This is a genomic window from Lebetimonas sp. JH292, from assembly GCF_000523275.1.
Taxonomy (GTDB): domain Bacteria; phylum Campylobacterota; class Campylobacteria; order Campylobacterales; family Nautiliaceae; genus Lebetimonas.
Map to the genome: position 1 here is coordinate 423,121 of NZ_ATHQ01000001.1, position 26,958 is coordinate 450,078.

33 protein-coding genes are annotated in these 26,958 nt (G+C 32.4%); 4 read left to right on the plus strand and 29 right to left on the minus strand.

Annotation, left to right across the window (positions count from 1 at the left end; all coding sequences use genetic code 11):
- Positions 1–3: 3 nt before the first annotated feature.
- Both DZ64_RS0102540 and thiC read right to left on the minus strand, forming a co-directional pair.
- On the minus strand, positions 4–1,119 hold the full coding sequence (locus tag DZ64_RS0102540; protein ID WP_024789310.1) for an Mrp/NBP35 family ATP-binding protein: 1,116 nt from the start codon (positions 1,117–1,119) through the stop codon (positions 4–6).
- A gap of 96 nt (positions 1,120–1,215) precedes the next feature.
- Entirely contained in the window at positions 1,216–2,601 is a 1,386-nt protein-coding gene (gene thiC, locus DZ64_RS0102545) for a phosphomethylpyrimidine synthase ThiC (protein WP_024789311.1), read from the minus strand.
- A gap of 183 nt (positions 2,602–2,784) precedes the next feature.
- Between thiC and DZ64_RS0102550 the strand changes: the two genes are divergently transcribed.
- The 4 genes from DZ64_RS0102550 to DZ64_RS10510 all read left to right on the plus strand — a co-directional run bounded on the left by DZ64_RS0102550 (position 2,785) and on the right by DZ64_RS10510 (position 6,435).
- Positions 2,785–3,906, plus strand: a complete 1,122-nt coding sequence (locus DZ64_RS0102550; protein ID WP_024789312.1) for a bifunctional 2-C-methyl-D-erythritol 4-phosphate cytidylyltransferase/2-C-methyl-D-erythritol 2,4-cyclodiphosphate synthase — start codon at positions 2,785–2,787, stop codon at positions 3,904–3,906.
- Complete coding sequence (locus DZ64_RS0102555) at positions 3,881–4,747, plus strand: response regulator (RefSeq protein WP_024789313.1); 867 nt, start codon at positions 3,881–3,883, stop codon at positions 4,745–4,747. The genes DZ64_RS0102550 and DZ64_RS0102555 overlap by 26 nt, the downstream gene beginning before the upstream one ends.
- On the plus strand, positions 4,725–5,900 hold the full coding sequence (locus DZ64_RS0102560) for a sulfate adenylyltransferase (RefSeq protein ID WP_024789314.1): 1,176 nt from the start codon (positions 4,725–4,727) through the stop codon (positions 5,898–5,900). The genes DZ64_RS0102555 and DZ64_RS0102560 overlap by 23 nt, the downstream gene beginning before the upstream one ends.
- A gap of 73 nt (positions 5,901–5,973) precedes the next feature.
- Entirely contained in the window at positions 5,974–6,435 is a 462-nt protein-coding gene (locus DZ64_RS10510; protein WP_035003058.1) for a phosphatidylglycerophosphatase A, read from the plus strand.
- Between the two features lie 4 nt (positions 6,436–6,439).
- Here DZ64_RS10510 and DZ64_RS0102570 read toward each other — a convergent pair whose 3' ends face one another.
- The 27 genes from DZ64_RS0102570 to DZ64_RS0102700 all read right to left on the minus strand — a co-directional run bounded on the left by DZ64_RS0102570 (position 6,440) and on the right by DZ64_RS0102700 (position 26,951).
- Positions 6,440–7,066: a ribonuclease T gene (locus DZ64_RS0102570; RefSeq protein ID WP_024789316.1), complete on the minus strand. Its 627-nt coding sequence runs from the start codon at positions 7,064–7,066 to the stop codon at positions 6,440–6,442.
- Complete coding sequence (locus DZ64_RS0102575; RefSeq protein ID WP_024787088.1) at positions 7,063–7,617, minus strand: YigZ family protein; 555 nt, start codon at positions 7,615–7,617, stop codon at positions 7,063–7,065. Before DZ64_RS0102575 ends, DZ64_RS0102570 begins: the two co-directional genes overlap by 4 nt.
- Entirely contained in the window at positions 7,617–8,543 is a 927-nt protein-coding gene (locus DZ64_RS0102580) for a ribose-phosphate pyrophosphokinase (RefSeq protein ID WP_024789317.1), read from the minus strand. The genes DZ64_RS0102575 and DZ64_RS0102580 overlap by 1 nt, the downstream gene beginning before the upstream one ends.
- An 83-nt stretch (positions 8,544–8,626) precedes the next feature.
- Complete coding sequence (gene mnmA / locus DZ64_RS0102585; RefSeq protein WP_024789318.1) at positions 8,627–9,646, minus strand: tRNA 2-thiouridine(34) synthase MnmA; 1,020 nt, start codon at positions 9,644–9,646, stop codon at positions 8,627–8,629.
- Positions 9,643–10,416: an ATP-binding protein gene (locus DZ64_RS0102590; protein WP_084021772.1), complete on the minus strand. Its 774-nt coding sequence runs from the start codon at positions 10,414–10,416 to the stop codon at positions 9,643–9,645. Before DZ64_RS0102590 ends, mnmA begins: the two co-directional genes overlap by 4 nt.
- Positions 10,413–11,603, minus strand: a complete 1,191-nt coding sequence (locus DZ64_RS0102595; protein ID WP_024789319.1) for a hypothetical protein — start codon at positions 11,601–11,603, stop codon at positions 10,413–10,415. Before DZ64_RS0102595 ends, DZ64_RS0102590 begins: the two co-directional genes overlap by 4 nt.
- Positions 11,600–11,737, minus strand: a complete 138-nt coding sequence (locus DZ64_RS13100; protein WP_236618633.1) for a hypothetical protein — start codon at positions 11,735–11,737, stop codon at positions 11,600–11,602. The genes DZ64_RS0102595 and DZ64_RS13100 overlap by 4 nt, the downstream gene beginning before the upstream one ends.
- Positions 11,734–12,423: a 5'-methylthioadenosine/adenosylhomocysteine nucleosidase gene (locus tag DZ64_RS0102605; RefSeq protein ID WP_035003061.1), complete on the minus strand. Its 690-nt coding sequence runs from the start codon at positions 12,421–12,423 to the stop codon at positions 11,734–11,736. Before DZ64_RS0102605 ends, DZ64_RS13100 begins: the two co-directional genes overlap by 4 nt.
- Complete coding sequence (locus tag DZ64_RS0102610; protein WP_024789321.1) at positions 12,423–13,163, minus strand: nitrilase-related carbon-nitrogen hydrolase; 741 nt, start codon at positions 13,161–13,163, stop codon at positions 12,423–12,425. Before DZ64_RS0102610 ends, DZ64_RS0102605 begins: the two co-directional genes overlap by 1 nt.
- Positions 13,160–14,065 (minus strand): ACP S-malonyltransferase, encoded by a 906-nt coding sequence (gene fabD / locus DZ64_RS0102615; protein ID WP_024789322.1) that lies wholly within the window; start codon positions 14,063–14,065, stop codon positions 13,160–13,162. Before fabD ends, DZ64_RS0102610 begins: the two co-directional genes overlap by 4 nt.
- A 214-nt stretch (positions 14,066–14,279) precedes the next feature.
- A complete protein-coding gene (locus DZ64_RS0102620; RefSeq protein ID WP_024789323.1) occupies positions 14,280–14,768 on the minus strand; it encodes a peptidylprolyl isomerase in 489 nt (162 codons plus the stop codon).
- Between the two features lie 35 nt (positions 14,769–14,803).
- Positions 14,804–15,670, minus strand: coding sequence for a tetratricopeptide repeat protein (locus DZ64_RS0102625; RefSeq protein WP_024789324.1), 867 nt, complete (start codon positions 15,668–15,670; stop codon positions 14,804–14,806).
- 31 nt (positions 15,671–15,701) lie between these two features.
- A complete protein-coding gene (locus DZ64_RS0102630) occupies positions 15,702–16,295 on the minus strand; it encodes an OmpA family protein (RefSeq protein WP_024789325.1) in 594 nt (197 codons plus the stop codon).
- Positions 16,296–16,305: 10 nt separating this feature from the next.
- Positions 16,306–17,469, minus strand: a complete 1,164-nt coding sequence (locus DZ64_RS0102635) for a translocation protein TolB (protein ID WP_035003063.1) — start codon at positions 17,467–17,469, stop codon at positions 16,306–16,308.
- On the minus strand, positions 17,466–18,149 hold the full coding sequence (locus DZ64_RS0102640) for a hypothetical protein (protein WP_024789327.1): 684 nt from the start codon (positions 18,147–18,149) through the stop codon (positions 17,466–17,468). The genes DZ64_RS0102635 and DZ64_RS0102640 overlap by 4 nt, the downstream gene beginning before the upstream one ends.
- Entirely contained in the window at positions 18,146–18,523 is a 378-nt protein-coding gene (locus DZ64_RS0102645; protein WP_024789328.1) for a biopolymer transporter ExbD, read from the minus strand. The genes DZ64_RS0102640 and DZ64_RS0102645 overlap by 4 nt, the downstream gene beginning before the upstream one ends.
- The gene (locus tag DZ64_RS0102650; RefSeq protein ID WP_024789329.1) at positions 18,520–19,062 is read right to left on the minus strand and encodes a MotA/TolQ/ExbB proton channel family protein; all 543 of its coding nucleotides are present in this window, start codon (positions 19,060–19,062) and stop codon (positions 18,520–18,522) included. The genes DZ64_RS0102645 and DZ64_RS0102650 overlap by 4 nt, the downstream gene beginning before the upstream one ends.
- On the minus strand, positions 19,049–19,423 hold the full coding sequence (atpC, locus tag DZ64_RS0102655; RefSeq protein WP_024789330.1) for an ATP synthase F1 subunit epsilon: 375 nt from the start codon (positions 19,421–19,423) through the stop codon (positions 19,049–19,051). Before atpC ends, DZ64_RS0102650 begins: the two co-directional genes overlap by 14 nt.
- Positions 19,424–19,432: 9 nt before the next feature.
- A complete protein-coding gene (gene atpD / locus DZ64_RS0102660; RefSeq protein WP_024789331.1) occupies positions 19,433–20,836 on the minus strand; it encodes a F0F1 ATP synthase subunit beta in 1,404 nt (467 codons plus the stop codon).
- Positions 20,837–20,845: 9 nt separating this feature from the next.
- Positions 20,846–21,721: an ATP synthase F1 subunit gamma gene (gene atpG, locus DZ64_RS0102665; RefSeq protein ID WP_024789332.1), complete on the minus strand. Its 876-nt coding sequence runs from the start codon at positions 21,719–21,721 to the stop codon at positions 20,846–20,848.
- Positions 21,722–21,724: 3 nt separating this feature from the next.
- Positions 21,725–23,224 carry a F0F1 ATP synthase subunit alpha gene (gene atpA / locus DZ64_RS0102670; protein WP_024789333.1) on the minus strand — a complete coding sequence of 500 codons (1,500 nt, stop codon included), beginning with the start codon at positions 23,222–23,224 and terminating at the stop codon, positions 21,725–21,727.
- Between the two features lie 15 nt (positions 23,225–23,239).
- A complete protein-coding gene (locus tag DZ64_RS0102675) occupies positions 23,240–23,755 on the minus strand; it encodes a F0F1 ATP synthase subunit delta (protein WP_024789334.1) in 516 nt (171 codons plus the stop codon).
- Positions 23,755–24,258: an ATP synthase F0F1 subunit B gene (locus DZ64_RS0102680; protein ID WP_024789335.1), complete on the minus strand. Its 504-nt coding sequence runs from the start codon at positions 24,256–24,258 to the stop codon at positions 23,755–23,757. Before DZ64_RS0102680 ends, DZ64_RS0102675 begins: the two co-directional genes overlap by 1 nt.
- Complete coding sequence (locus DZ64_RS0102685; RefSeq protein ID WP_024789336.1) at positions 24,255–24,680, minus strand: ATPase; 426 nt, start codon at positions 24,678–24,680, stop codon at positions 24,255–24,257. Before DZ64_RS0102685 ends, DZ64_RS0102680 begins: the two co-directional genes overlap by 4 nt.
- A 32-nt stretch (positions 24,681–24,712) precedes the next feature.
- Entirely contained in the window at positions 24,713–25,528 is an 816-nt protein-coding gene (locus DZ64_RS0102690; protein WP_024789337.1) for a ParB/RepB/Spo0J family partition protein, read from the minus strand.
- Positions 25,525–26,304 (minus strand): ParA family protein, encoded by a 780-nt coding sequence (locus DZ64_RS0102695; RefSeq protein ID WP_024787111.1) that lies wholly within the window; start codon positions 26,302–26,304, stop codon positions 25,525–25,527. Before DZ64_RS0102695 ends, DZ64_RS0102690 begins: the two co-directional genes overlap by 4 nt.
- A complete protein-coding gene (locus tag DZ64_RS0102700) occupies positions 26,301–26,951 on the minus strand; it encodes a biotin--[acetyl-CoA-carboxylase] ligase (RefSeq protein WP_024789338.1) in 651 nt (216 codons plus the stop codon). Before DZ64_RS0102700 ends, DZ64_RS0102695 begins: the two co-directional genes overlap by 4 nt.
- Between the last annotated feature and the right edge of the window lie 7 nt (positions 26,952–26,958).

A 26,958-nucleotide genomic window follows, 5' to 3' on the forward strand; every position in this document is an offset into this window, starting at 1 on the left:
AGTTTAATGCATACTGCAAGCACTTGGAGCTCCGTTTACTCCGTAAATTGGCTGAATCATTTCATTTCCGGCCATATCTTCCGCTAATACATAATCAATAAATTCAATTAATTCCTTTGCAGCTTTTTGAAATCTTTTTGCACTTTCACTCTCAGGCCTGTTAATAAGTATAGGTTTTCCCATATCCCCGCCTTCTCTTATTTCCGGCTCAATCGGAATCTGGCCTAAAACTTTGGTATCGTAATCTTTTGCAAGTTTTGCCGCAGCACCTTTTCCGAAAATATCATATTCCATTCCACAGTTCGGACATATAAATCCGCTCATATTCTCAATTACCCCGGCAATTGGGATATGTAACTGTTTGAACATATCAAAACTTCTTTTTGCATCATCAACCGCCACTGTCTGAGGAGTGGTTACCGCTACACCTGCAGTTACAGGAACCTGTTGGGCCATAGTCATTTGGGCATCGCCAGTTCCTGGAGGCATATCAATTACCACTATGTCAAGCTCTCCCCATGCCACATCTTCCATAAACTGCTGAAGCGCCTTAACAAGCATTGCACCTCTCCACATTAAAGCCTTTCCTTCCGGAAGCAGATTTGCCATAGACATAAATTCTATTCCATATACATCGAAAGGTTTAACTTTATTTCCTATAACTTCCGGTTTTCTGTCCTGCATTCCGAGCATTCTTGCAACATTTGGACCGTAAATATCACCATCGAGTATTCCTACTTTTTTTCCTTCTTTAGCCAAAGCCAAAGCTAAATTTACAGATGTGGTTGTTTTTCCCACACCTCCTTTTCCGGATGAAACCATTACAAAACTTTTGACGCTTGGCATTTTATTAACGCCCCTGCTTGATGTTTCTCTCGGTTTTTTAGGTCTTATTATCTGAGTAGTGGCTTCAACTCCCTCTTCTTTTAAAACCTCAACGGTTGCGTCGTTTAATTTTTGAGCAATTTCATCGTCGGTTGATGGAATTTGATAAGTAATAATTGCTTTTTTATTATCATCACTCACTTCTATATCTTTTACAAATCCAAAATCCACAACCGATTTTTTAAAACCTGGATACACCACTTTTTTTAAAGCTTCTTTAATTTTTTCTTTCACTTCAACTCCTTAAATTATAATTTTTGATTGTTTATATTACTTTTTTTTAATTTTGTCAACCATATTTTACTATCACAACTCACTATTCATTACTCACTAATTACTATTCTCACTCTTCATTTTTTCCATCGCTTCTTTTTTAAACTCGTCCCAGTTAAATTCTCTCATTGCTTCCTGGGTTACTTTGTAAGAGCAAAATTTAGGTCCGCACATAGAACAGAATTCCGCTTCTTTAAATACCTCCTGCGGAAGTGTTTCATCGTGATATTCCCTCGCCCTTTCAGGGTCAAGCGCCAGTTCAAACTGCCTGTTCCAGTCAAAATGATATCTGGCATCGCTTATTGCATCGTCTTTTTTCCGTGCATAAGGTATTTTTCTTGCTATATCAGCCGAATGGGCAGCTATCTTATATGCCATCATTCCCTCACGCACATCTTTTTCATTCGGAAGTCCCAAATGTTCTTTCGGCGTTACATAACAGAGCATACTGACCCCATACCATGCAGCCATTGCGGCACCTATTGCACTTCCGATATGGTCATACCCCGCACCGATATCAAGTACAAGCGGCCCCAATACATAAAAAGGTGCTTCGTGGCAGTAAATCTGCTCCAATCTCACATTTCTTTCTATTTCATTAATAGGCACATGCCCGGGACCTTCTATCATAACCTGAACATCTTTATCCCAGGCTTTAAGTGTAAGCTCTCCCAATGTTTTAAGCTCTTCAAGCTGGGCTTCGTCGCTTGCATCATACAGACATCCGGGTCTTAAACCGTCTCCCAAAGAAAGTGAAACGTCGTATTCACGGCAAATATCGAGTATTTCATCAAAAACGGTATAAAAAGGGTTTTCCTTATGGTGTTTTAACATCCATGATGCGGTTAAACTGCCGCCCCTGCTGACTATTCCCATTTTTCTTTTTGCAATAAGAGGCATATGCCTGAGAAGCAGCCCCGCATGAATGGTAAAATAACTGACCCCCTGCTTAGCCTGTTTTTCAAGCACTCTTAAAATATCATCGTAAGTCAGTTTTTCAACATCACCGATTTCATCAATAATCTGATACATAGGGACAGTTCCGATAGGAACCGGTGAGGCGTTAATAATGGCAACTCTAATTTCATCCATATTTTTAGCCCCCGCCGTCAAATCCATAACGGTATCAGCCCCGTATTTCACGGAAGTTTGAAGTTTTCTCACCTCTTCATTTACATCGCTTGCCAAGGCGCTCGCCCCGATATTTGAATTTACCTTTGTTTTGCTGACTCTTCCTATTGCCATAGGTTTTAAATGCTTATGATTTATATTTGAAGGGATTATCAGCCTTCCTCTTGCCACCTCGCTTCTTATTAATTCGGCGGGAAGATTTTCAATTTCGGCCACATATTCCATCTCTTCAGTTATAATGCCTTTTTTTGCGTAATACATTTGAGTTTTTATTTTATCTTTTTTTCGTTTTTCCAACCATTTTCTTCTCATAAATTTCCTTTATTTTATTTTAAATACTTTTTACAAAAAAAACCTTAAAATAAGCTTAATTTTTCAATTTTTCACTTGAAACTTGGCTACTTGGCTTCTTGGAACTCACCACTCACTACTCACCATTTACCATTTGTAACATTTTTTTGTATAATTTCGTAACATATTTACAAAAGGAAACATTTGAGTGTTACTTTAATAATTTTAAGCGCAGGCAATTCCACAAGATTTAATTATACCGTAAAAAAACAGTGGATAAGAATTAATTCAAAACCCCTCTGGCTGTTTGTAGCTGAACGGTTAAACAGTTTTTATAATTTTAAAGACACGATTATTACGGCAAATCCTGATGAAATAAGGCTTTATAAAAAACTGAGCGATTATAAAATAGTAAAAGGAGATAAAGAAAGACAGTTAAGCCTTCAAAACGCTTTAAAAGAAGTAAAAACACCTTATGTAATGGTTACGGATGTGGCAAGAGCGTGTATTCCAAAAGAAATTATTTTAAATTTAATAAAAAACAAAGAAAAAGCCGATTGTATAGTGCCTTTTTTAAAACCGGTGGACACTGTTGTATTTGAAAATAAAACAATTGACAGAAACAGCATAAAACTTATTCAAACACCTCAGCTAAGTGTTAGCGAAATTTTAAAAAAGGCGATTCAGTGTGATAAAATATTCACAGACGAAAGAGCTTTGATAGAACATATAGGCGGAAAAATTTTATATATTGACGGAAGTGAAGAAAGCAGAAAAATCACATATTTTAAAGATTTAAATCTTCCATGTCTAAAACCTCCAAAAAAAGTTTTTTTAACAGGAAACGGGTATGATACCCATAAATTTATAAAAAATAAAAAAATGCTGCTTGGAGGAATTCCGATAGACGTAGATTACGGATTAAAAGCCCACAGTGACGGTGATGTGGTAATACATTCGCTTATTGATGCACTCCTTGGGGCTGCCGGATATGGGGATATCGGGGAATTTTTCCCGGACAATGATGAAAAATACAAAAACGCCTCTTCGGTTAATTTCTTAAAAGAAATAATTAAAATTTTAAATAAAACAGGTTTTGAAATTATAAATGCCGATATTTCCATCATAGCCGAAAAGCCGAAACTGCAAAATTATAAAACAAAAATAGCCAAAAATCTCTCAAAACTTTTAAGAGCGCCTGTAAACGTAAAAGCAACCACAAACGAAAAAATGGGATTTACCGGCAGAGGCGAAGGGATAGCCGTTATTTCTACAGCCACATTAACATATAAGGACTGGCATGAAGATTACAATTGTGGAAAATGAATTATACCTGGCTCAAAGTATTCAGAATAATTTAAGCGAAAAATTAAATGCAAAATGTGAAATTTTTGCTTCTTATGACGAAGCGGTAAATTCAAATGCAGACATCTTTTTAGTAAATACAAATCTTCAGGGAAATTTAAAAAACTTTGTTTTATCTCACAAAGACAAAATAATCATTTTACTGGCGCCTTATGTAACTCATTCAAATGTTACCCAGCCAATTGAACTCGGTGCGGACGATTACATTCAAAAGCCTTTTTCAATAGAAGAGCTTATAAGAAAAATAAATCATTTAAAAGAATTTTATTACCTAAAAAGTAAAACAACATGTTACAGCAATTTTATCGAATATTTACTAAAAGATATTGAAATAACACTTCCCAAAAACATATCTTATCCGCTTCTTATAAAAACAAATTTTATCAGGGCCGTGGATAAAATAGTGTTTGAAATAGCAAAAAAAGAGAATCTTCCCATTAAAATAATTGATTTGAATAAAAACGATGAAAAAGATTTCTTAAATACTAATACTATTTATTACTGTTTTAACATAGAAAAAAACTGGCAGAATTTACCCAATCTTTTTTTTAAAAGAAAAGTCATTATATCCGTTAGTAAAGATTTTGATAATATTTTGGACGAATTTAATGAATTGAATATCGATTATCCTAAAAAAATCTTTTTAAATGATGAAATTCTTTCTATAGAAGAATATATCAAATTTGTAATTAACAATCACCAGCATAAATTCCCAGATACGGAGCTCAGCAAAAAACTTGGAATAAGCAGAAAAAGTTTATGGGAAAAAAGGAAAAAATATGGCATTTTCAAACAAAAATAAAATTTTTATAGACAAAGAGGCATATTATACACTTGCAATGGTTCAAGCCGGATTGCTTGCGCCTATAGATAAATTGATGAATAAAAAAGAAGCCGAAACTGCAAATAATGAAAAAAAATATAAAGGGAAATCCGTTCCTTTTTCTTTTATACTCGCACCTGCGGGAAAAAGAAACGAAGAGGTTTTAAAAAATAATCCGAAAAAAATAGAACTTTTTTACAACAGCAGAAAAATAGGGGAAATTAACGTAGAAGAAATTTATGAAATTGATCCGCTAAAAAGAGTAGAAATTATTTACGGAAGTAAAGATTATAAAAATTACCCGCAAATAGCAAAAACATTAAAAAGGCTCGGTAAATACGCAATTGCAGGAAAGTTTTGGGTCGAAGATTACGGAATAAAGAAAAAAATAGATTATGTAAAAGAATTCATAAAAAATAAAACAAATGTAGTAGGTATGACCATGCATGCAAAACCTGTTCACAGGGTACACGAAAAAATAATGCGTCAGGCGATTGAAAGAAATGATTTATTAATAGTTTTTTTAGTAAAAAATATACAAGAAGAAGAGGTACCTTATAAATTAAGGTTTGATACGTTAAAATATTTAGTGGAAACATACTTTCCAAAAGACAAAATAATAATTATTCCTTTGGTGAACACCTATATATTTTCCGGGGTAAATGAAGCGATACTGGATGCCATAATTGCAAAAAACTTCGGTTGCAATAAATTCATAATGGGTCAAACACACAAAGGGCTTGGAATATATTATCAGGCAGACCATTTAAAAAGTATTTTTGATTCTATGAATTTGGAAATAGAAGCAAAAACTATTAACGAATATGTTTATTGTAATGTTTGCAAAACAATTGTAAGCGTAAATTCATGCCCTCACGGAAGCCATCACCATATCAGCTATCACAGTGATTCTATTTTTGAACTCTTGAAAACCGGCCTTATGCCTCCCACTATTCTTATGAGAAAAGAAATCAGCGCCAAATTTTTGGCTAATATGTTTCCAAACAGATTTAAAAACCTTGAAAAATTGTTTTACGACATTTCACCTAATAAAGGGCTTATTGAAGAGAGCAGCGATGAAGATTTTTATATTTCTTTAATGAAACTTTATCAGACAAGTTCACTTACTTAATAGTGAGTAGTGAGTGGTGAGTAGTGAGTTGTAAAAAATAAATTAAAAGAAATTTAATAAATTTAAGTGGTTTATATTAACAGGCTTTTATTCCGGACTTCTTCCAAAAGTACCGGGAACATGGGGAAGTCTTGTAGCTACAATTTTAGCGTATATAATAATAAAATTTTTTCCAAATCCTTACATAACAATTTGGCTTTTAATAATACTTTTTAGCATTATAGGAATTAAATTTACAAATGATTATGAAAAAGCGGGCGGGATACACGATGACAAAAGAATTGTGATTGACGAATTTGCAGGAGTTTTGATTTCAATCGGGATGTTTGGGGATTTAGAAAAAGACACGTTAATTAAATTATTTTTAGCATTTGTTTCTTTTAGGTTATTGGATATAAGCAAGCCTTCCATTATAGGGAAGATAGATAAAAAAGCCCCCGGCGGGCTTGGAGTAATGGGAGATGATATTGTCGCCGGAATTTTTGGGGGGATAATGGCTGGAATTTTATATATCGGATATATTAAATTGTTTTAAATTTTTACGGAAAAGCTATAACACCTCTTTGACACTGCTTTTTATGCATATCTTTAGCATTGTCTATAAGTTCATATAAATCTTCCTTAACGGGATTGCCTCTTAAATTAATCCTGATTTCCGTAATAAATCCGTCTTTGCAAACAAGCTGAAATTTTCTTGAATTACTTTTTCCGAAAACCTGCCCGAATATCCATCTTATTCTTGCCAAAGATACGCTGCTTCCCATATGCATTACAAAAAACTGCTGAATAAATGTTTCATTAAACTGCTGATCTAATTTAATGGCCGTAGTAAAATATGTTTTAGCATCGCTTCCAAAACAGGTTCCGTGTTTTTTCCATTCATGCTTTGCAAGAGAAAACTTTGCCCCGGGCATATATTTAATCAAAATTTTCATAAAATTTTTATCCAGATTCATAGGTTTGTAAGCACAGTATTCTTTTTTCGGCCAAAGCCCGTGCACACTAAAATGCGTCAGCGAATAATCCCCTCTTTTCCTTGTCAAACACACAGGATTTTTCGGATGAACCCTGCAAAATCCGTTTTGCCAGCTGAGTGCCAAAATATTATTTTCAGAAATTGCAAAAAGGGAACTTAAAAATATTAACAGTAAAAATAATTTTTTCACAGGTTTTCCTTTATAAGATTAATTTTTTCAATATCGTCTCTTATTATATATTCAATCCCCTCTGTTCCAAAACCTCTCTCAATTACAAAAATATTGAATTTTTTAATTAAATATTCTATTTTTTTTGTTTTATCATAATCAACTTCGAAAGTGTATTCAAAAATATCTTTGTATTCAATAATTTTAGCATTTAAAACAGCATTTTTTGCAGCGTCGCTGTATGCCCTCGCAAGGTTTCCCACACCGAGCAATATCCCTCCGAAATATCTTATAGTAACAATGCCCACATTTATCAAATCATATCCCTGAAGTACTTTGAGAGTGGGCCTGCCCGCGCTTCCTCTTGGCTCTTTGTCATCATTTGAATGTTCTATAATCTGATTGCTTTTATTTAAATATCTAAAAGCTGTTACAAAATGATTTGCCTTTTTATGGATATTTTTAAGCTCTGCAAGTTTTTTTTCAAATTCATTGTAAGGGACAAGAAAAGAGTGAAATTTTGAATTTTTGATTTCAATGCTTGCCGCACTTAAATTTTTAACAGTATACATTAACTAAAAAGTTTGTTTACACTTTCATTATATACGATTCTTCTTATCACCTCTGCAAAAAGTTTTGCTGTTGAGAGAATTTTTATTTTTTTACAGGTTTTTTTGAAAGGTATTGTGTCACTTATTATGACTTCATCCAAAACGGAATTTTTTATTCTGTCAATTGCGGGACCGCTGAGTACGCCGTGGGTTGCAAAAGCCATTACGGAAACTGCACCTTTTTCCTTAAGTGCTTTTGCGGCATGGCAGATAGTGCCTGCCGTATCAATCATATCGTCTATTAAAATTACGTCTTTGCCTTTAACATCGCCTATAATGTTCATAACTTCGCTTACATTGGCTTTTTCCCTTCTTTTATCAACTATTACCATATCAAGACCCAATTTGCTTGCAAAATATCTGGCTCTTGCAACACCACCTATATCAGGAGAGGCAATTATAGGATTTTTTAAATGTTTTTCCTTAAAATATTCAAAAAAGAGAATACTTCCGTATAAATTATCCACGGGTATATCAAAAAAGCCCTGAATTTGACCGGCATGCAGGTCAATTGTAACAACTCTGTCAATTCCTGCTTTTTCCATCATATTTGCAACAAGCTTTGCACTGATTGGAACCCTCGGGGCGGCTTTTCTGTCCTGTCTCGCATAACCGAAATAAGGGATAATTGCGGTAATACTGTTTGCACTTGCCCTTCTCATGGCATCTGTAATAATAAGAAGCTCCATTAAATTATCATTTGCCGGAGCACAAGTCGGCTGAACAATAAAACAGTCAATTCCCCTGACACTTTCACCTATTTGAACATTAATTTCCCCGTCGCTGAATCTGTTAACGGTAATTTTACTGAGCGGCCTGTCCAAATAATCGGCTATATCCTGAGCAACTTTCGGATTGGCTGTTCCGCTGAAAAGTTTAAATTTCATTTTTCTCTCCTTCATTTTATTATTGAAATGTTACCAAAATTTTTTCCTACATTCATTATTCACCATTCACAACTCACCACTTACTATCTCTTCGCCCCTCTTATCCATCCACCGCCGAGAAGTTTTTCTCCATCATAAAATACACACGCCTGACCTTTTGCAACTCCAATTACAGGTTCAAGAAATTTAACCACTGCTTTGCTTTTTGTTTCCATCTTTACAACAGAAGGTAATTTAGGGGCACGGTATCTGACTTTTGAAAGAGCTGCAAATTCATTTTTTTCTATAAACAAATTTACACCTTTTAAAAAAACCACTCTTTTTTCCAAATCCGCTTTATCGCCTACAATCAGTTTGTTCATTTTTGAATCAATGCCAATAACATACTGGGGCTTGTGTGATTTAAATAAATTAAAGCCTTTTCTCTGACCTATGGTATAAAAAGCATAACCCCTGTGGTACCCTATTTTTTTGCCTTTTTTGTCTATAACCATTCCTTTTTTTTCGGGTTTGAAATGATTTTTAAGAACATCTATATAATTCGTGTCTATAAAACAAATATCCTGAGATTCTTTCTGGGACGCAAATTCATCAAGTCCTATTTCTTTTGCAATTGCTTTTATTTCATCTTTGCTGTAATTTCCCAAAGGAAAAATAAGTTTGGGAAGCACTTCTTTTTTTATACCGAATAAAAAATAACTTTGGTCTTTGTTTTTATCTTTTGCTTCATATAGAAATTTCCCGTCGTTTCTTACATAATGCCCTGTCGCCGCTTTCTCGCATTTATATTTTTCCAAAAATTTCATAAAAATTCCAAATTTTATTTTTATATTACACATAGCACAGGGATTGGGGGTAGAACCTTCTTCATAACTTTTTACAAAATATTCATACACTTCTTTTTTAAATTCTTCCTCCACGTCCTCAACAAAATATTCAAATCCGATTTTTTTAGATAATTTTTCTATTTTTTTTAAATTTTGAGAATGATTGAGTTTATGCATTTTCATATATATGCCGATTACTTCATAACCTTTTTGTTTTAAAAGATAAGCACTTACAGCACTGTCCACCCCTCCACTGATTCCGAGCAATACCCTCACTTTAAATATTCCTTCATAAAAAAAGTATCACAGTCGATATTTGAAAATGCGCTCTCAAGTCTTTGAAAGAGTTTTGGATTTTCTTTTTCCATAACTTTAAGCCAGTTTTTTATTTTTTCCCTTGCATACGGTTCTTTGCCGTCACTTGCTTTAAATGCAAGACAGCTCTCTTCTCCACTGATTATTGGAAAATTATTTTTATTTGCCATATATTCTATCCATTTTTCCCGAACTTTTATCATAGGCCTGATTACATCAAGCCCTGTATAAGCTCTATATTTTGGAGGCATTGAACGCATTATACCGTTATAAAAAAGTCCCATAAAAAAAGTTTCCACCGCATCGTCAAAATGATGCCCTAAAGCCAATTTATTATATCCAAGCTCTTTTGCTTTTGTATAAAGTGCACCTCTTCTCATTCTTGCACAAAAACTACAGGGAGACGACCCGGGACGCTTTTTTTCTTCCAAAATTTCAAAAATAGGTGTTTTATACCAGATATATTCAATTCCGAATTTTTCACAATGCTCTTTCAAAGGGGTATAATCTATTCCACTCCCTGCATCTATAGTAACAGCAGCCAAATCAAAATTAAAAGGTGCAATAAGCTGCATTCTTTTTAACACATGAAGTAATACAAAAGAATCTTTTCCTCCGCTAAATGCCACTAAAACCTTATCGCCCGATTTAATAAGCTCAAACTCCCCCTGAACACGCCCTACAAATTTTGTAACTTTTTTAGAAAAAAATATATCTTTTATGGGATTCACTTAATTTCTTCCCCATTGACAAACAGTTTTGAATTTTTCAAATTTATATTAAGTATAACTTTTCCGCCCTTTTTCCCGGCAAGAGCAAAAACAAATGCGCTTTTAGGAAATAAATTCATAAGAACTGTGGCTATTTCTGGCGAACTCTCGTAATAAATATGGGAATTTAAAAAACTTAAATTATTTTCCTCTAAATCTTTTTGCAGATTATTATCAGGTTTTATTTTTAAATCGGCGTCAATTAAAAAATATCCCAAATCTTTTTTTGCAACCTCAATATTTTTAACCTTGGAATTTAAATTAATTTCAAATCCTTTTTTTAAAAGTTCAAATGTCAATTCTTTAGTTATATTGACATCATTTGTATTTGCAATTGAAATTAATGATTTCGTATCCAATTTTGAAATATTTACATTTAACATAAACTGGTTTATATTTAAATAATCGCTTATAAATTTATCAAAAGAAAATTTGCTTATTATATTTGTTTTTCCTTTAAAATCTGTATTAGTAAGGGTATGAATGTTTTCTATTTGAAACCTGTTTTTTCCAAAATTTAAAAACACATTAAAATTATTTTCACTTTTAAAATTGTCTTTTTTATAAAATGAGCTGTTTTTGATATTTTTAATTTCCAACAACACATTTTTCATTTTTAAATACACATCACCAATATTTAATTTATTATTGACAATTTCACTGTATTCAAGAATTCCTTTAATATCTTTAACCCCAGCATTTATGTGGTTAAACGGCAAATTTATATCTTCAAATTTATAAGTATAAACCTTAAAATTAGGAGTAGTTGCAAAAAATTTGATTTTTTTGTCAAATAAAGTGTTTATTTTAGCTTCGTCTGCTTTATCATTTAAATCAATTTTTTCCAAAACACCTTTAAAATTAACTTTTGTAACAGGCAGATTGTTAAATGTTGTTTCCACTTTAAAATATAAATCTTTAATAAAATTATTATTCAGTTTTTTACCCGGAATATCCACCAAAAAAATCCTGTCTGTTTTTAAATATCCACTTTTGTTTTTAATTTCTTTTATTTTTATTCCCTGTTGCTGTTGCAAGCTCAAAAGCATGGTGTCAAATTTTGAATTCATAAGTTTTGAAAAAACAAAAGGCGTTATTGCTATCATTATCAAAAGAGTCAAAAACATTACAACTAATTTATTTTTCATAAAATTCCTTTTTTAATTTTACATTTTTCACCATGGCCGCTTTTCAAGCAGCCCATTATCCATTTTCCACCATGGCCGTTTTTCAAACGGCCGGGTGAGCTTAATTCGCTTTGCTCATTTTCGCTCATTTTCAATCTTCCATAACTTTCAGCATTTCTATTAAAAATTTGGCGCTTACTTTGCTGCTCTCTTCTAAAAATTTATCAAAATCTCCTCCGGCGCCTTCTTCTGCACTGTCACTTATGGCCCTTAACATAAAAAAAGGAACATTTTCATTAAAACATACACATCCTACCGCTCCTCCTTCCATTTCAATGGCACTTGCTTTAAATGTTTTGGCAATCCACTCTTTACGCTCACGTGAATGGATAAACTGATCTCCGCTTGCAATAATTCCTTCTTTTAATTTTATATTTAAATTTCTTGCAACTTTTTTAGCAATATTATTTAATTCTTCATCACAATCAAAAAAAACCTGACTCTCCGGAATAAACCCCGGTTCATAACCAAACACCGTTAAATCAATATCATGCTGGCATGTTTTTGTGGCAATAATTAAATCCCCTATTTTTAAATCCCGTTCAATTGCACCTGCAACACCGCTGAAAAGTAAAATTTCGGCATTGAATTTTTCTATTAAAACAGAGGCGGTTAAAGCGGCGTTTACTTTGCCTATTTTAGAATAAGCCAAAACCAAATCAATTTTTCTAAATTTAGCAATATAAAACTTATTATTTGCGTATTCTACAACTTCTTTTAATTTTAAATATTTTAAAATGGGTTCAAGTTCCTCCCTCATAGCACACATAATAGCTACCATCAGTTTTTCCTTAAAAAATATTTTTGGGTAAAGGTCAGTTTATTATTTAATTCGCATTCAATCAATTCTTCTTCAAAATATTCCGATTTTATTTCAATTTCACCCTTTGGATTAACAACTCTGCTTCCCCCCCAAAATCCAAGACCGTCTTCAAATCCTACACGATTGCAAAAAGCAACATATCCACCGCTTAAAATTGCCATTGTTTTTAAAATACTTTCCCACTGTTCCTCAATTAACAGTTTTTTATCTTTAAATTCCCTGGCTGGGGAAGCTGAAATTACAATAATTAAATCCGGTTTCTCTTTTGCCACAAAATCAATTGCATCGCTGCTAAATACATCTTCACATATAAACATAACAGTTTTGCCGAATTTTGTATTAAAACTGTTAAACTCACTACCGTTGAAGAAAAATCTGCCCTCTTCAAATACCCCGTAAGTTGGCAGATATTTTTTATTATGAATTATTAATTCTTTTCCCAAATAAACGGCACTATTATATATTTTGCTGTTTATTTTTAAAGCGGCACCCAATACCACATCTTTATTAAATTGAAGCCTTTTAAAAAAATCTACATTAAAAGCATCTTCAAGCAGGGCGTCTTTTATTTTATATCCGTTCATACTGAGTTCCGGGAAAATAATCAAATCGGCATCCGTTTTATTTACATATTCAATGTGTTTATTTAAATTATCGGGGCTTAGTTTCGATTTTATCTGTGCTAAAGCTATTTTCATAACGCTAATACCTTCTCAAGACCCGCCATATCTGTAATAGGATATGTTTTTTTCTTTGTAATTTTTCTGTTTATACCCATTAAAACTTTTCCCCCGAATTCTACAAAAAAGTCTGCTTCATCTTCATAATTTTTGATTGACTGTTTATATAAAACAGGCTTTGTAAGCTGAATCGGTAAAACTTCTAACGCTTTTTGTTTAGTATTATATTTTTTTGCAGTTACATTGCTTACAACATCTTTAAATTCATTTTTTAATGATTCTTCCAATAATTCCCTTAAAGGTTCGGTTGCACTTTCAAGCAGTGGACAATGACTTGCCACACTCATATTAAGAAGCATTACCCTTTTAGCACCTTTTTCTTTTAAAATTTCTTCCAATTTAATTAAATCATCTCTAATTCCGGCTATTACAATCTGTCCGTCACTGTTATAATTTGCAGGCCACACCCGAAGATTTGAATTTTTACAGACTTCTTCCACTGCATTGTCATCAAGCCCCAAAACCACCATCATACTCCCGATTTTATCTTTAAAAGCCGCATTCATTAATTTACCTCTATTATGCACTAATTTAATGGCATCAGCCAAATCAAAGGCGCCGGCACTAAAAAGTGCGCTAAATTCGCCCAATGAATGACCAAGTGAAAAATTATAAGTAAAATCCCTGTTTGTCTCAAAAAGTTTAAAAGCTATTGCTGAATACAATAAAATTGCCGGCTGGGTGAATTCGGTTTTATTAATTTCATCATTTTCCTCAAACATCAGTTTTTTAAAATCAATTTTTATTGCATCGCTTGCAATTTCAAACATTTCACGGGCTATTTCTGAATTTTCATAAAAATCTTTTCCCATCCCAATAAACTGGCTGCCCTGTCCCGGGAATAAAAGACCAAGTTTCATTTCATTCCTTTTTTTATGTAATTATAACAAAGTGAAAAGTGAAAAATGAAAGAACTGATTAAATGGTAGTAATATATAAAAATTACTTCAAAGATAAAAATATAACAAATCAGTGCACGATATAAAAAATAAAAGAAGAATTAATTAAATTAATAAATATTATTTCTCTTACATAATAGCGTCAGACACTAATTAATATAAAAAGAGAGGTAGCCTAATGGCATCCGCATCCTTCCCCACATTCACACGCATTTCCACCGACCTGACCTGTTAAAGCTTCGTCTGCCGTTGCTTCTCTTTTACCTACAACTTTTACGTCAAAATATAAATCTTCCCCTGCTAACGGATGATTATAATCTATTGTAACATTTTGATCGTCAAAATCTTTTACTGTTACCGCAATAGTTTGCCCGTCAGGAGACTGACCGTAAAGTGTCATACCTTTTTGAAGTTCAATTCCTTCGAATTGTTCTCTTGGAAGAGTTTGAACAGCTTCTTCGTTTCTTTCCCCGTAAGCTTCACCCGCAGGTACAGTTACGCTTTTTTCTTCTCCGGCTTGCATATTTACTATTTCTTTTTCAAGACCAGGAATAATTTGTCCTTTTCCTGCTACAAATTCGAGCGGAGCCTGTCCTTTATTGGTATCAACAATTTCACCTTCAGAGTTTTTCACTGTATATTCTATTGAATAAACTTCTGCCATAATGTTCCTTTATTATTTTTAAGCAGTATAACATATTATTTTAATTTTTCCAACTCTTTTTTTGCCAACCTGGAATATTTTGAATTTTTAAAATCGTTAATCAGTTTTTCAAATGTAAGCAAAGCCTCTTTTTTCATTCCGAGTTTTTCAAAGCTTATACCTGTATGATATAAAAGCTTATCGGTAAAAGAGGTTTTTTTAGGATAAAGAGTTATACTTTTTTTATAAAATGCCAAAGCATCTTTATAATTTTTCTCTTTAAAAGATATTTCACCCAGATAAAAGCTGCTAGTCGCCGGCATATAATTTGAATTCAGTGATATTAAAAACAAATTTTTAGCTTTCTCTAATTTATCTGAAAAATATAATTTTTTTGCTTTTTTGTATGCAGCTTTAGGTGAAATATTTTGTTTTTTTATCTGATTTAAAATATCCTGAATAGAAGACGTCAGGTATTTAAAATTCTGATTTTGTATTTTCACTATTTCATTTATACTCTCTTTTAATTTGGAATAATTGTTGTTTAATACTGTAATATTGTTTTCCAAACCGCTAATATTGGCCTCAAGATTTGATATACGCTTTTTTATATTAACCATATTGTTATTTAATAAATCTATTTCATCAAGCATTGTCTTGATTGCCTGGGATTTATCCTTCAAATCATTAATAGTTTCGTCATATTGGACAAATTTTTGTGTAAAATCATTTTTTATTTTTTTTAACTCATTTTTTAATGAATTTATATTTTTCTGTATATTGTTTATTGATTTTTTATTATTTAATATAGCTTTTTCATCAGGTGTTAAACCGTAAGGATTGGGAGAATTTAAATTACCGGCATTAAAAGGGTTAACATCTGCAAATAATAATAACGGAAGTAAAAAAAGAAGTTTTTTCATACAATTCCTTTTTTAAGGAATTGTATCTAAATTATGGAAGATAAGTAAAATTATCCCTTCTGTTTAATCTCCAGCACCATTTGGCATGAGCTGTACATACCGGATTTAATTCACCATAACTGATTACAGTTAATTTTTTAGGATCAACACCAAGTTTTATAAGCGCATTTTTTACGCTGTTTGCCCTTTTTAGACCTAAAGCATAATTATATTCTTCTGTTCCCCATTCATCACAGTTACCTTCAATTCTTATAGTGTAATTAGATGGATTGTTTTTAATAAGTTCTGCCAATTTTTCCACTTTCGGCCACTGGTCAGCTCTTATGTTGTATTTGTCAAAATCAAAATAAATTACTATACCTGAGAGTTTTTTTGCAAATTCTTCATTTGCGTTTTGTGCACTAACTTTTGCTCCTCCCAATGTTTCTTCTTCAACGTTTGCATTTTCGGTATTTACACTCGCATTTTGCTCTGTAGCATTTGCATTTGCATTTACATTTTGTTCTGTTTGCTGTGACTGTGCCCCGGTATTTACATTTTGAGCATTTTCCAAACTCGGTTGTTTAGAACATCCCGCTAAAAACAAAACTGCCGCTGCTACACCTACCAATAATTTTTTTTTCATTTTTTCTCCTTTACCAGTCAAATGATTGTAATATTTTTGGCAACTTATAATAAAAAACCTTGTTTTCATTTAAACGTATTATACCAATTTTACTGAAAAAATTCTCTCTTTTTATAAACATTACAGAATTTCCGTCAACAGAAAAATTGGCATACATATTCTGACCGCCGAATGTAAGTCTTTTTAAGCTGTCATCATCTTTATTAATCAAAAAAAGATTAAATGTATTGCTTTTAAAAGCGTTGTTTGTTTCTCTTACACTCACAACAAGATAATTTTTATATGTATCAACACCTATTTGATTTTTACCCTGATATAAAACTCTCGATACATTCCCACTTTTTAAATCTTTTGAAAAAACAAGGGGTATGCCGTACCTGTCACTTACAAATACTATTTTATCATAATTATCTCCCCAAAATTTGCCGCTTACATCTATACCAGAATATGTTGTAAGCCTTATTAATTTTTTAGTGTTTATATCATATTCATAAACATCCGGAAGCCCTTCAGGGGCCAATGTCAATAAAATTTTATTTCCTTTTACATCAGATACAATTGCAAGGCCCGGTGAAGTTAAAATTTTTTCTTTTTTCCCGGTATAAATATTATATTTATATATTACGGCATATCTTCCAAGTTTTGTATAATAAATTGTGCTTTGTTTTTTATCCGCCCATTTGGGGAAAATATTGAGCCCTCCGCTAATCAATCTTTTTTTATAAGAAAGCGTATAATCGGATATATAAATATTTGCTTCTTTTGGCGCAACAAGCATGGAATAAACAACTTTTCTGATTAAAAATTTTGCATCGGGCAGATTAAAATATCTGTTTAAATCATATACGGCTTTATGTACCAAAAAAGGGAAAAACGCATATGTATTTGATTTATAAATTTTGGTTAAAACAATATTATTGTTGTTTATATATTTTACTTTTAATGTTTTATTTTTATATTCAAAGTTTAATTTAAAAGAGGCGTTAGTGTCATTAAAAGAGTAATTAAAATGATCAAGCACCTTTAAATCCATATTAAGAATTTTTAAAACATTTTTATCTCCTCTGAATTCTATCGATATATGAGGCTTATTTTGCAGATATTTTGTAATTACAATTTCATTTGCAAAAAGTGATATTGCAAATATAAAACATAATAGTAATTTTTTAATCATTTATTGGCCTTTGTTATAAATTTTACCGTAATATTAAATTTTTTATCAAATGTTAATTTTTCTATTTCCCCAATCAGTTCCCGCTGTCTGTATTCATCCAGATTACTTTCCAATATATAAGCATTGGTTTTACTGCCGTCAAACACAATGTTTATTTTAGCATATTCTCCAATTATATTGGAAATGTTATTCCAAAGAGGAGAGAGCTTTTTAACTATTAAATTTTCAATTTCTTTATCGCTTAAATTTCCCCCTCCCCCGATTAAAGAAACATTAAAATTAATGGTTTTCACTTTTTTTAATTCTTCTTCAATCCCTTTATACCTGCTCATATCAAGCTGTGATTTACGCTTTATTTTTTCTGTATCAACATTATAATTAACCGCTTTAAAAATATCGTTAATTTTTATATTTTTTCCGCCTTTTGTAAAAGCGGAATGTGAACCTTTTTTTATTTTTTTTACAATTTTTTTTACCGGCTTATTTTTTTGTTTAATAATCTGCTTTTTGACAGTGCTTTTAGGACTGTTTATAATAGATTTTTTATTTGCAGGAACTATAATTGCGGTGTGTATTAAAACTTCCTTTTTTTTCTTGGTTTGTTTATAAATAAGCACAAAAAAAAAGATAATTACAGAATATACAATTAATGTAAGAAAAAAAGATACAAGGATTCTCATTGGGTAAGAAGCCCTATTTGTGTAAAGCCTGTTTTAACAACAGCCGCATATATTTTCATAAAATCTTTATATTTTATATCTTTATCTGCCGCAATATAAACTAAAGCATTTTTATTAAAATTCCCGTATTTTAAATTGAAATTTTCCAAAAAATTTTTAAACGGTAATTCTTCCTTATTGACATAAACTTTTAAATTTTTATTGATAACTATATTAATTGCCGCTTTTTTTACAGCCGGGGATGTTCTGCTTCCTTTTGGCAGATTAACGCTTTTTTCCTGATATGTGTTCATGGTTACTGAAACCATTAAAATTGCCAACAGCACAAGCATAATATCCACAAAAGGAGTAATATTAAGTTCAGGTTTTTTCATCTGCTGAGATATACATCCTTTTGTATTTTTAAAATACTTTCCAAATCTTCTATTTTTTTAGAGAGAATCTGATGAAAACTATAAGCGGGAACAGCGGTAATTATACCAACGGCCGTTGCAATTAAGGCATCTGCAATAGAAGGTGCAATCATATTGATAGTGGTAACCTTTTCCATAGAATTAAATGCGTCAAGTATACCTATTACAGTTCCGAAAAGTCCAATAAAAGGGGCAGTAGATGCAACAATACTTAAAAAAACTATAAAATTATTTGCCTTTTTTTTGGCTGCTTCAATGCATGCATCAAAAGAATATTTATTTATCTCTTTTGAATTTTCAATACAGCTTTTTAAAGAAGACTTAATAGAAAAATTATTACTCATAAGTAAAGAATTTAATGATTCCTCTTCATTTTTTATCCAGGAAGACAAAGTTAAATATTTATAAAAAAAAACAAAAAAAACAAAAAAAAGATAAATTCCAAGCCATCCCAAAACAACGATGTTTACAGGATTGCTAAGAACCTTATCTAATAGCACTCTCTATCTTTGCTTCAACATCTGCGTAAAGAGCGTCACTTGAAATAGCTTCTTTTAGAAGTTTTTTAGCCTCTTCCATTTTTTTGGCAATTTCACTTTCATCGGGTCCCGTAACAGGAACGGCAGATGAAATTAAAACATTGGTATGATCGGGGGCTACTTCAACATATCCTTTATCAATAGCGATAATCTCTTTTTTACCGTCAGGTTTAATTAAAGTGATAATTCCGGGATGAAGAGAAGTAACAAGCGGTGCATGATTGTCCAATACACCGAATTCCCCTTCTATTCCGGGGAAATATGCTTCTTTAACTTCACCTTCATAAACTTTGCCAAGAGGTGTTACAATTTCTACTTTCATATTTTACCTTTATTTAGCCTTCATTTTTTCGGCTTTTTCCTTAGCTTCGTCTAAATCTCCCACCATATAGAACGCATTTTCAGGTAAATCGTCAACTTTTCCGTCAAGAATTTCTTTAAATCCGGCAATAGTTTTATCATGTTCTACATATCTACCGTCTGCACCTGTAAATACTTTAGCTACAAAGAACGGCTGAGATAGGAATTTTTCAATTTTTCTGGCTCTTGCAACAATTAATTTATCTTCCTCGCTAAGTTCATCCATACCCAAAATTGCAATAATATCTTGAAGATCTTTATATTTTTGCAATACTTCCTGAACTTCTCTTGCTACTTTATAATGTTCTTCTCCGACAATTTGAGGGTCAAGAATTCTACTTGTAGAATCAAGCGGATCAACTGCCGGATAAATACCTTTTTCAGCAATTTTTCTGTTAAGAACGGTTGTCGCATCCAAGTGTGCAAATACATTTGCAGGCGCCGGGTCTGTCAAGTCATCCGCAGGAACATATACTGCCTGGATAGATGTAATTGAACCGTTTTTAGTTGATGTAATTCTTTCTTGCAGTCTTCCCATTTCTGTTGCAAGTGTAGGCTGATAACCAACCGCACTTGGAATTCTTCCAAGAAGCGCTGACATTTCCGCACCCGCTTGGGCAAATCTGAAAATATTGTCGATAAACATCAATACATCCCTGTGCTCTTCGTCTCTGAAATATTCAGCCATAGTAAGACCGCTCATAGCAACCCTGTTTCTACATCCTGGAGGTTCGTTCATCTGACCGTAGCACAAAGCAACTTTATCCAAAACGCCGCTTTCTTTCATTTCGTTATAGAGGTCGTTTCCTTCCCTTGTTCTTTCACCTACTCCGGCAAATACTGAATATCCGCTGTGTTTATATGCAACATTATGGATAAGTTCCATAATAATAACCGTTTTACCAACACCGGCACCACCGAACAGACCTGTTTTACCACCTTTCATATAAGGGCATAACAAATCCACTACTTTAATACCTGTTTCAAAAATTTCCATTTTTGTTGACTGGTCTTCAAACGCAGGAGCTGCTCTGTGAATAGACCATCTTGGCGCATCTGCAGGGACCGGTTCACCTTCATCAATCACATCACCGGTAACATTAAAGATTCTTCCAAGCACTACTTCACCTACAGGAACAGATATAGGTGCACCTGTTGAAACCACTTTTGTGCCTCTGACAAGTCCGTCAGTCAAATCCATTGCAACTGTTCTTACAATATTGTCTCCTATTTGAGCGGCAACTTCCAAGACTACTTTTTTCTTTTTACCTTCTGCTTCAAACTCTACATATAAAGCCTCGTTAATAGCCGGTAGATTTTCTTCAAATTCTACATCAACTACAGGACCTAAGACTTGTAAAACTTTACCTTCCATATTACTCCTTTATTTTTTCATTGCTTCAATAGCAGTTACTATTTCAATCAATTCTCTTGTAACATTTTCCTGTCTGACTTTATTAAACTGAAGTGTTAATTGATGAACCATATCTTTTGCATTGTTTGTTGCCGCATCCATTGCCTGCATTCTGGCACTGTGTTCCGCAGCAAGAGAATCAAGCAAAGCAAAATAAAGTGAATATTCCAAATACTGTTTGACTAATGTCTCTAAAATAATTTCATAATCCTGATCTGGTTCAACCTCAAGATAAACATTGCTTTCTTCTTCTTCCACTTCAATTGGTAAAAGCTCTTTTACTTCTACTTTTTGAGTCAATTTATTCACATATCCGTTATGAACAAGTATAATGTTATCTATATTGTTTTGAATAAAGTCATTATAACTCGTTTCTATAATTTCTTTAGCCTTTTCGTAATCAGGGGCGGAACTGAGGCCTATAATTTCCTCACTCATTTCTATTCCCATAAATTTAAAATATTCAATTGCTTTTTTCCCTATTACTTTTAGTCTGATTTTAGCTTTTTTGTCTTTTAATTCTTTTATAAGATTTAAGGTCTCCTTGATTGTATGGATATTAAATCCTCCACAAAGACCTTTGTCGGCGGTAATGACAATTAAATCGATTTTTTGAGTGTTTACTTTTGCAAACGCCCTTAAATCGATAACATCCTTAACTGCGCTGAGTTTAGATGATATTTCATGCATTACTTCATCTATCTTTTTGGCATATTCCCTTGAGCGAATCAAAGCTTCTTCCGCTCTTTTTAATTTAGCGGTAGAAACCAGCTTCATCGCCCTGGTTGTTTTTTGAGTGTTTTTAACACTGCTTATTTTTTGTTTTAATTCTTTTAAGGTTGCCATTTATTATCCCTCAAACTGAGTTTTAAATTCTTCTAAAGCTTTTTTCAATATCTCTTCTGTTTCGGCATCTATTTGTTTTTTACTTCTGATATTTTCAAAAATCTGAGGATATTTTGCTTCTACAAACGGATAAAGCTCATCTTCAAATTTTCTTATACTTCTTACAGAAATATCATCAAGATACCCTTTTGTCCCGGCATAAATAATTACAACCTGTTTTTCTACCGGTAAAGGCTGGTTGGCAGGCTGTTTTAGAATTTCAACCAATCTTTGTCCACGCTCTAACTGTTTTCTGCTCGCTTCATCCAAATCACTTGCGAATTGTGCAAATGCCTCAAGTTCTCTGTATTGAGCCAAATCCAGTCTTAGAGTACCGGCAACCTGTTTCATCGCCTTAATCTGAGCGGCTCCTCCAACCCTTGAGACTGATAAACCGACATTAATTGCAGGTCTTATACCTTTATTGAATAAATCTGTTTCAAGGAAAATTTGTCCGTCTGTAATTGAAATTACATTTGTCGGAATGTATGCCGCAACATCCCCGCCTTTTGTTTCAATAATAGGCAAAGCTGTTAAACTTCCCGCTCCTAATTTATCGCTTAATTTCGCAGCTCTTTCAAGAAGTCTTGAATGCAAATAAAATACATCCCCTGGATATGCTTCCCTTCCCGGTGGTCTTCTAAGTAAAAGTGACATTTCTCTGTATGCATCCGCATGTTTGCTTAAATCGTCATATACAATCAATCCGTGTTTTCCGTTGTCTCTGAAATATTCTCCCATTGTAACACCTGCATAAGGTGCTAAGAATTTAAGAGACGCCGCTTCACTTGCACTTGCGTTTACAACAATTGTATATTCCATTGCACCGTGTTCTTCAAGTGTTCTTACTATGTTTGCAACAGTTGACTGTTTCTGACCTACCGCAACATAAATACAAATAACATCCTGACCTTTTTGGTTGATTATAGTATCAATTGCAACAGTGGTTTTACCCGTTTGTCTGTCCCCGATTATAAGCTCTCTTTGTCCTCTTCCAATCGGTACAAGCGCATCGATTGCTTTTAAACCTGTTTGAAGCGGTTCGTGAACAGATTTTCTTGCCATAATTCCAGGCGCTTTTTCTTCCACATATCTGTATTCGGCAGCTTCGACAGGCCCTTTTCCGTCAATCGGCTCACCCAAAGCGTTCACAACTCTGCCGATAAGTGCATCGCCAACCGGCACGGAAATTAATCTTCCAAGTCTTTTTACAGAGCTTCCTTCGGTAATATCTGTTCCGCTTCCCAGAACAACAACACCGACATTGTCTGCTTCAAGGTTAAAAACCATACCTTTTTCACCGGTTTCAAATTCAACCATTTCACCGGCCATAACATTTGTAAGACCGTAAACTTTAGCAATACCGTCAGCTGAATAAATAACTTTACCTACTTCTTCAACATCTACTTTCAAATCGAAATTTTCGATTCTCTCTTTTATTATTGAAGTGATTTCTTGTACCACATATACTCCTTTCTTTTAGATTGCTTTTAATATATCTGTAATTATATCTTGTTTAATTCTGTTTTCGTCTATAGAAACTTCAACATTCAACACATCAACAAAAACTTTAATTCCGTTAATATCTTTTTCCTTTAAACTAAGTTTTATCGCAGCATTAAATTTTGAAGCAAGTTTATCTTCAAGCGCTTTTAGAGTTTCCCCGCTTATATGACCTTCCGCGGTTCCGTCAAAAGTATTATTTGAAATTGAAAGCTTGGCATGGTAATTTTTAAAAATATCTTTAATCAAATCAATTCTTTTATTTTCATTCAAAATTTTAACAAAATTAATAAATTTTTTATTTTCACATTCTGTAACAGTTTGTATAAATTTCAATTTTTCTTCTGTGCTTAAAAGGGGAGATTTTAATATAAGCATAAATTTTGAATTTTTGCTTAAAAAAGCCAGTTTTTTTAAAGCTTCAAATATTTCTTTTTGTTCTTCTTTATTTAAAGAAGCCATAAGAGCTTTTGTATATTTTTCAACTATCATTATGCAGCCTTTAAAATAAGTTTTGCAGCATCTTCACCGCTTATATGTATATCTTTAAAGATTTCATTCATAAATAATTTAACAACATCTTTTTTGGCTTTTCTGAGTTCACCCTCTTTATAAACTTCAAACAGTTTATCCATTGCCACAAGTTCACCTTTTGTATCTTCCATAATTTTATTGGAGATAACAACAGCTTCGTTTTTGGAATTTTCAATTATCTCTTTAGCTGTTATTTTAGCTTCTTCAAGTTTTGCTTCTAATTCTTCTTTTTTAACTTTAGCTTCTCTTAATTTATTTTCAACTTCCTGAAATCTTGAAGCAATATTTTCTTTTCTTTTTTTAAAAAAATCAACAGCCCTATTTCCAACCAAATACCATAAAATTGCAACAAAAATTAAAAAGTTAATCGTCCTTGGGATAAAATCGGTTGAGCTTATCCCACCTTCCGCTGCAAATGAAAACACACTTAAAATCAATGTTAAAAAGGATATTTTTTTCATGCCACATTCCTTATTTTATTTTCAAGTATTGTTTTAATTTCATCTTTTCCTTTTAAGAGTTCATTCAAAATTTTCTCTTTTTCAATTTCAATTTCTTCAGCAAGTTTTGCTTTTGCTTCTTCTATTTGAGCCTGTTTTTGAGCTTTTTGCTCTTCTGAGAGAGCTAAAGCTTTTGCTCTTGCCTCTTCTCTTATTTTGCCGGCCTCAGTTTTTGCTTTCTTTAAAATTTCTTTAATCTCGTTTTCCAGTTTTATGGTTTCTTCGGAATTGACATTAATCATTTTCATCTGTTCAGCAAGTTTAATTTCTCTTTCTTCCATAAAATTAATCAACGGTTTAAAAAGCCATTCATTTAACAAATAAAGCGTAATCAAAAAAATTACAGCTACACCGACCATCAACCAGATATTCAGTTCAAGCATTAATTCTCCTTTTTTGAAATTTTAACATAATTTTAACTTATTATTTCAATTAATTTTTTTAATTTTTCAATATCTTTTTCATTTTTCCACATAATTTTAATATATTTATTCCCTATTTCTACTTTTATGCCCAATTTTTTTAAATTGTCGGCCAACTTTGTAACTTCTGGTAGTATTGTTTCTTTGTTTTTTATTTTATTAACGAGTTTTTCTGTTTCTCTTACATTTAATTTTTTATTATTAATTTCATTTATGACCTCTTCCAATTCTTCTTTATTTAAATTAGACATAATTTTTGCATGTCCGACACTGATTTCATTATTTTTTATTTTTTCCTGAACAAATTCGGGTAAGCTCAAAAGTCTTAGTAAATTTGTCACATAGCTTCTGCTTTTTGAAACAATTTTTGCAAGTTCTTCATGGGTGTAACCGTGTTCGCTCATTAAATTTTGCAATGATTTGGCTATTTCAACAGGATTTAAATCTTCTCTTTGTATATTTTCAATTAAAGCATATTCTCTCAGTTCATTAATGTCCAAATCCAATATCAAAGCTTTTATTTCTGTTTTGCCAAGTTTTTTAAAAGCCCTCAGTCTCCTCTCTCCAGCTATTAAAATGTAATTATCTTTGTTTTTTATAACTACTATAGGCTGTAAAAGTCCGTATCTGTCAATAGAAAGTGCAAGTTCTTCAATAGATTTTTCATCAAATTCTTTTCTTGGCTGAAATGGATTGGGTTTTATTTTTTCTACTTTAATTTCTTTTAAACCCTCATCCGGCAAATCTTTTAAATACCCCGCCTCCACATCTTCTAAGATAGCTCCAAGCCCTTTACCCAGTCTTTTCATCTGTTTTTCTCCAGGATAGATTTTGCCAACAGTTCATAAGCAAGAGCGCCTGAGCTTTTAATATCATATGTAATTACAGGCATACCAAAGCTCGGAGCTTCTGCAAGACGGACATTTCTCGGTATTACTATAAATTTATTATCACTTTTAAACATATTATCTCTGAAATGTTTTATTATATCATGCAAAACTTGTTTTGAAAGATTATTGGATTTTGTGTACATGGTAGGAAGAATTCCTTTAATTTCCAGTTTCGGATTTTTAGTTCTTCTTAAAAGTTTTATGGTTTGTAAAAGCTGCCCCAGTCCTTCAAGGGCAAAATATTCCGTCTGAACAGGAATAATCACACTGTCGCTGGCGGAAAGCGCGTTTATTGTAATAATTCCGAGTGTGGGAGGTGTATCTATAATTATATAATCGTAATTATTTTTAATTTCTTTTAATTTTTTCTTTAAAACCAGTTCTTTATCTTCCAAATCGTCAAATTCTCTTTCAATCCCTACAAGTCCTATGTTGGAAGGAATTAAATCAAGGGTTGAAATTTTGGTATTTAATATTACTTCATTTATAGATTTGGAGCCTATTAACACATGATAAAGATTAAATTCATAATCGCTTTTATAAAAACCGAGAGATGATGTTGTATTTGCCTGAGGATCAGCATCTATCAAAAGAACTTTTTTTTCGTTTATTGCAATTGATGCCGCCAAATTTACAGCGGTGGTGGTTTTACCAACGCCCCCTTTTTGATTCGCTACAGAAATTATTTCTATCATCTTCTTGAATAAACCCTTTTATTTTTTATTTTCAAACTTCCATCATCTTCTAAGATTCCATCTATATCAAATAAATTTTTTGTTTTTTCAAATTCTTTTTGATACTCGTTAATAATTTCTTCCCAGCTGTAATTATATATGTTTTTCAAAAAGCCTTTTAGTATTTTATCATTTTTTATTTTCAAATACAAACCGGCAAAATTATTTGAGGGTGATTTTTTTGTATTAACTCCTATACCTACTGTTAAAATATCATTTTTAACATGGCTTAAAACCCCGCAGACTTTTTTTAAATCTTTTGTATATAAATCATTTGGCCACTTCATAAACAAATTTAAACCAAAATGTTCCAATGTTTTTTTCATTACAAAAGCAAAAAAAATCGAAAGACTTTGAATTGGAACGTCAAAACTATTGTTAAGTGCAAATGAAAAAAACAGATTTCCCCTCTCTCCAAGCCATCTGTTTCCCCTGCTTCCAATCCCATCTGTCTGATATTCGCTCCAAATACAAACAGGAAGATTGTATTTATCTATATTTTCAATCAAATATTTTTGGGTTGAATCAATCTCATCAAAATAAATAATTTCCCATACAACATTTACAATTCTCCATTTTTCGCATTGCTCATTTTCGCCCATTTTCATTTTACAC

Bases quoted from the DNA above. Each gene is read 5' to 3' on its own strand.
- atpD (WP_024789331.1), bottom strand. From the start codon at position 20,836: ATGGAAGGTAAAGTTTTACAAGTCTTAGGTCCTGTAGTTGATGTAGAA.
- DZ64_RS0102695 (WP_024787111.1), bottom strand. From the start codon at position 26,304: ATGATAGAAATAATTTCTGTAGCGAATCAAAAAGGGGGCGTTGGTAAA.
- DZ64_RS0102675 (WP_024789334.1), bottom strand. From the start codon at position 23,755: ATGATAGTTGAAAAATATACAAAAGCTCTTATGGCTTCTTTAAATAAA.
- DZ64_RS0102630 (WP_024789325.1), bottom strand. From the start codon at position 16,295: ATGAAAAAAAAATTATTGGTAGGTGTAGCAGCGGCAGTTTTGTTTTTA.
- atpG (WP_024789332.1), bottom strand. From the start codon at position 21,721: ATGGCAACCTTAAAAGAATTAAAACAAAAAATAAGCAGTGTTAAAAAC.
- DZ64_RS0102560 (WP_024789314.1), top strand. From the start codon at position 4,725: ATGGCATTTTCAAACAAAAATAAAATTTTTATAGACAAAGAGGCATAT.
- DZ64_RS0102575 (WP_024787088.1), bottom strand. From the start codon at position 7,617: ATGTATACTGTTAAAAATTTAAGTGCGGCAAGCATTGAAATCAAAAAT.
- DZ64_RS0102595 (WP_024789319.1), bottom strand. From the start codon at position 11,603: ATGAAAAATAAATTAGTTGTAATGTTTTTGACTCTTTTGATAATGATA.
- DZ64_RS0102635 (WP_035003063.1), bottom strand. From the start codon at position 17,469: ATGATTAAAAAATTACTATTATGTTTTATATTTGCAATATCACTTTTT.
- atpC (WP_024789330.1), bottom strand. From the start codon at position 19,423: ATGAAAGTAGAAATTGTAACACCTCTTGGCAAAGTTTATGAAGGTGAA.
- DZ64_RS0102680 (WP_024789335.1), bottom strand. From the start codon at position 24,258: ATGAAAAAAATATCCTTTTTAACATTGATTTTAAGTGTGTTTTCATTT.
- DZ64_RS0102640 (WP_024789327.1), bottom strand. From the start codon at position 18,149: ATGAGAATCCTTGTATCTTTTTTTCTTACATTAATTGTATATTCTGTA.
- DZ64_RS0102685 (WP_024789336.1), bottom strand. From the start codon at position 24,680: ATGCTTGAACTGAATATCTGGTTGATGGTCGGTGTAGCTGTAATTTTT.
- thiC (WP_024789311.1), bottom strand. From the start codon at position 2,601: ATGAGAAGAAAATGGTTGGAAAAACGAAAAAAAGATAAAATAAAAACT.
- DZ64_RS0102700 (WP_024789338.1), bottom strand. From the start codon at position 26,951: ATGAAAATGGGCGAAAATGAGCAATGCGAAAAATGGAGAATTGTAAAT.
- DZ64_RS0102620 (WP_024789323.1), bottom strand. From the start codon at position 14,768: ATGGCAGAAGTTTATTCAATAGAATATACAGTGAAAAACTCTGAAGGT.
- DZ64_RS0102625 (WP_024789324.1), bottom strand. From the start codon at position 15,670: ATGAAAAAACTTCTTTTTTTACTTCCGTTATTATTATTTGCAGATGTT.
- DZ64_RS0102690 (WP_024789337.1), bottom strand. From the start codon at position 25,528: ATGAAAAGACTGGGTAAAGGGCTTGGAGCTATCTTAGAAGATGTGGAG.
- DZ64_RS0102610 (WP_024789321.1), bottom strand. From the start codon at position 13,163: ATGAAAATAGCTTTAGCACAGATAAAATCGAAACTAAGCCCCGATAAT.
- DZ64_RS0102645 (WP_024789328.1), bottom strand. From the start codon at position 18,523: ATGAAAAAACCTGAACTTAATATTACTCCTTTTGTGGATATTATGCTT.
- DZ64_RS0102555 (WP_024789313.1), top strand. From the start codon at position 3,881: ATGAAGATTACAATTGTGGAAAATGAATTATACCTGGCTCAAAGTATT.
- DZ64_RS0102605 (WP_035003061.1), bottom strand. From the start codon at position 12,423: ATGGTAGCTATTATGTGTGCTATGAGGGAGGAACTTGAACCCATTTTA.
- fabD (WP_024789322.1), bottom strand. From the start codon at position 14,065: ATGAAACTTGGTCTTTTATTCCCGGGACAGGGCAGCCAGTTTATTGGG.
- DZ64_RS0102580 (WP_024789317.1), bottom strand. From the start codon at position 8,543: ATGAAATTTAAACTTTTCAGCGGAACAGCCAATCCGAAAGTTGCTCAG.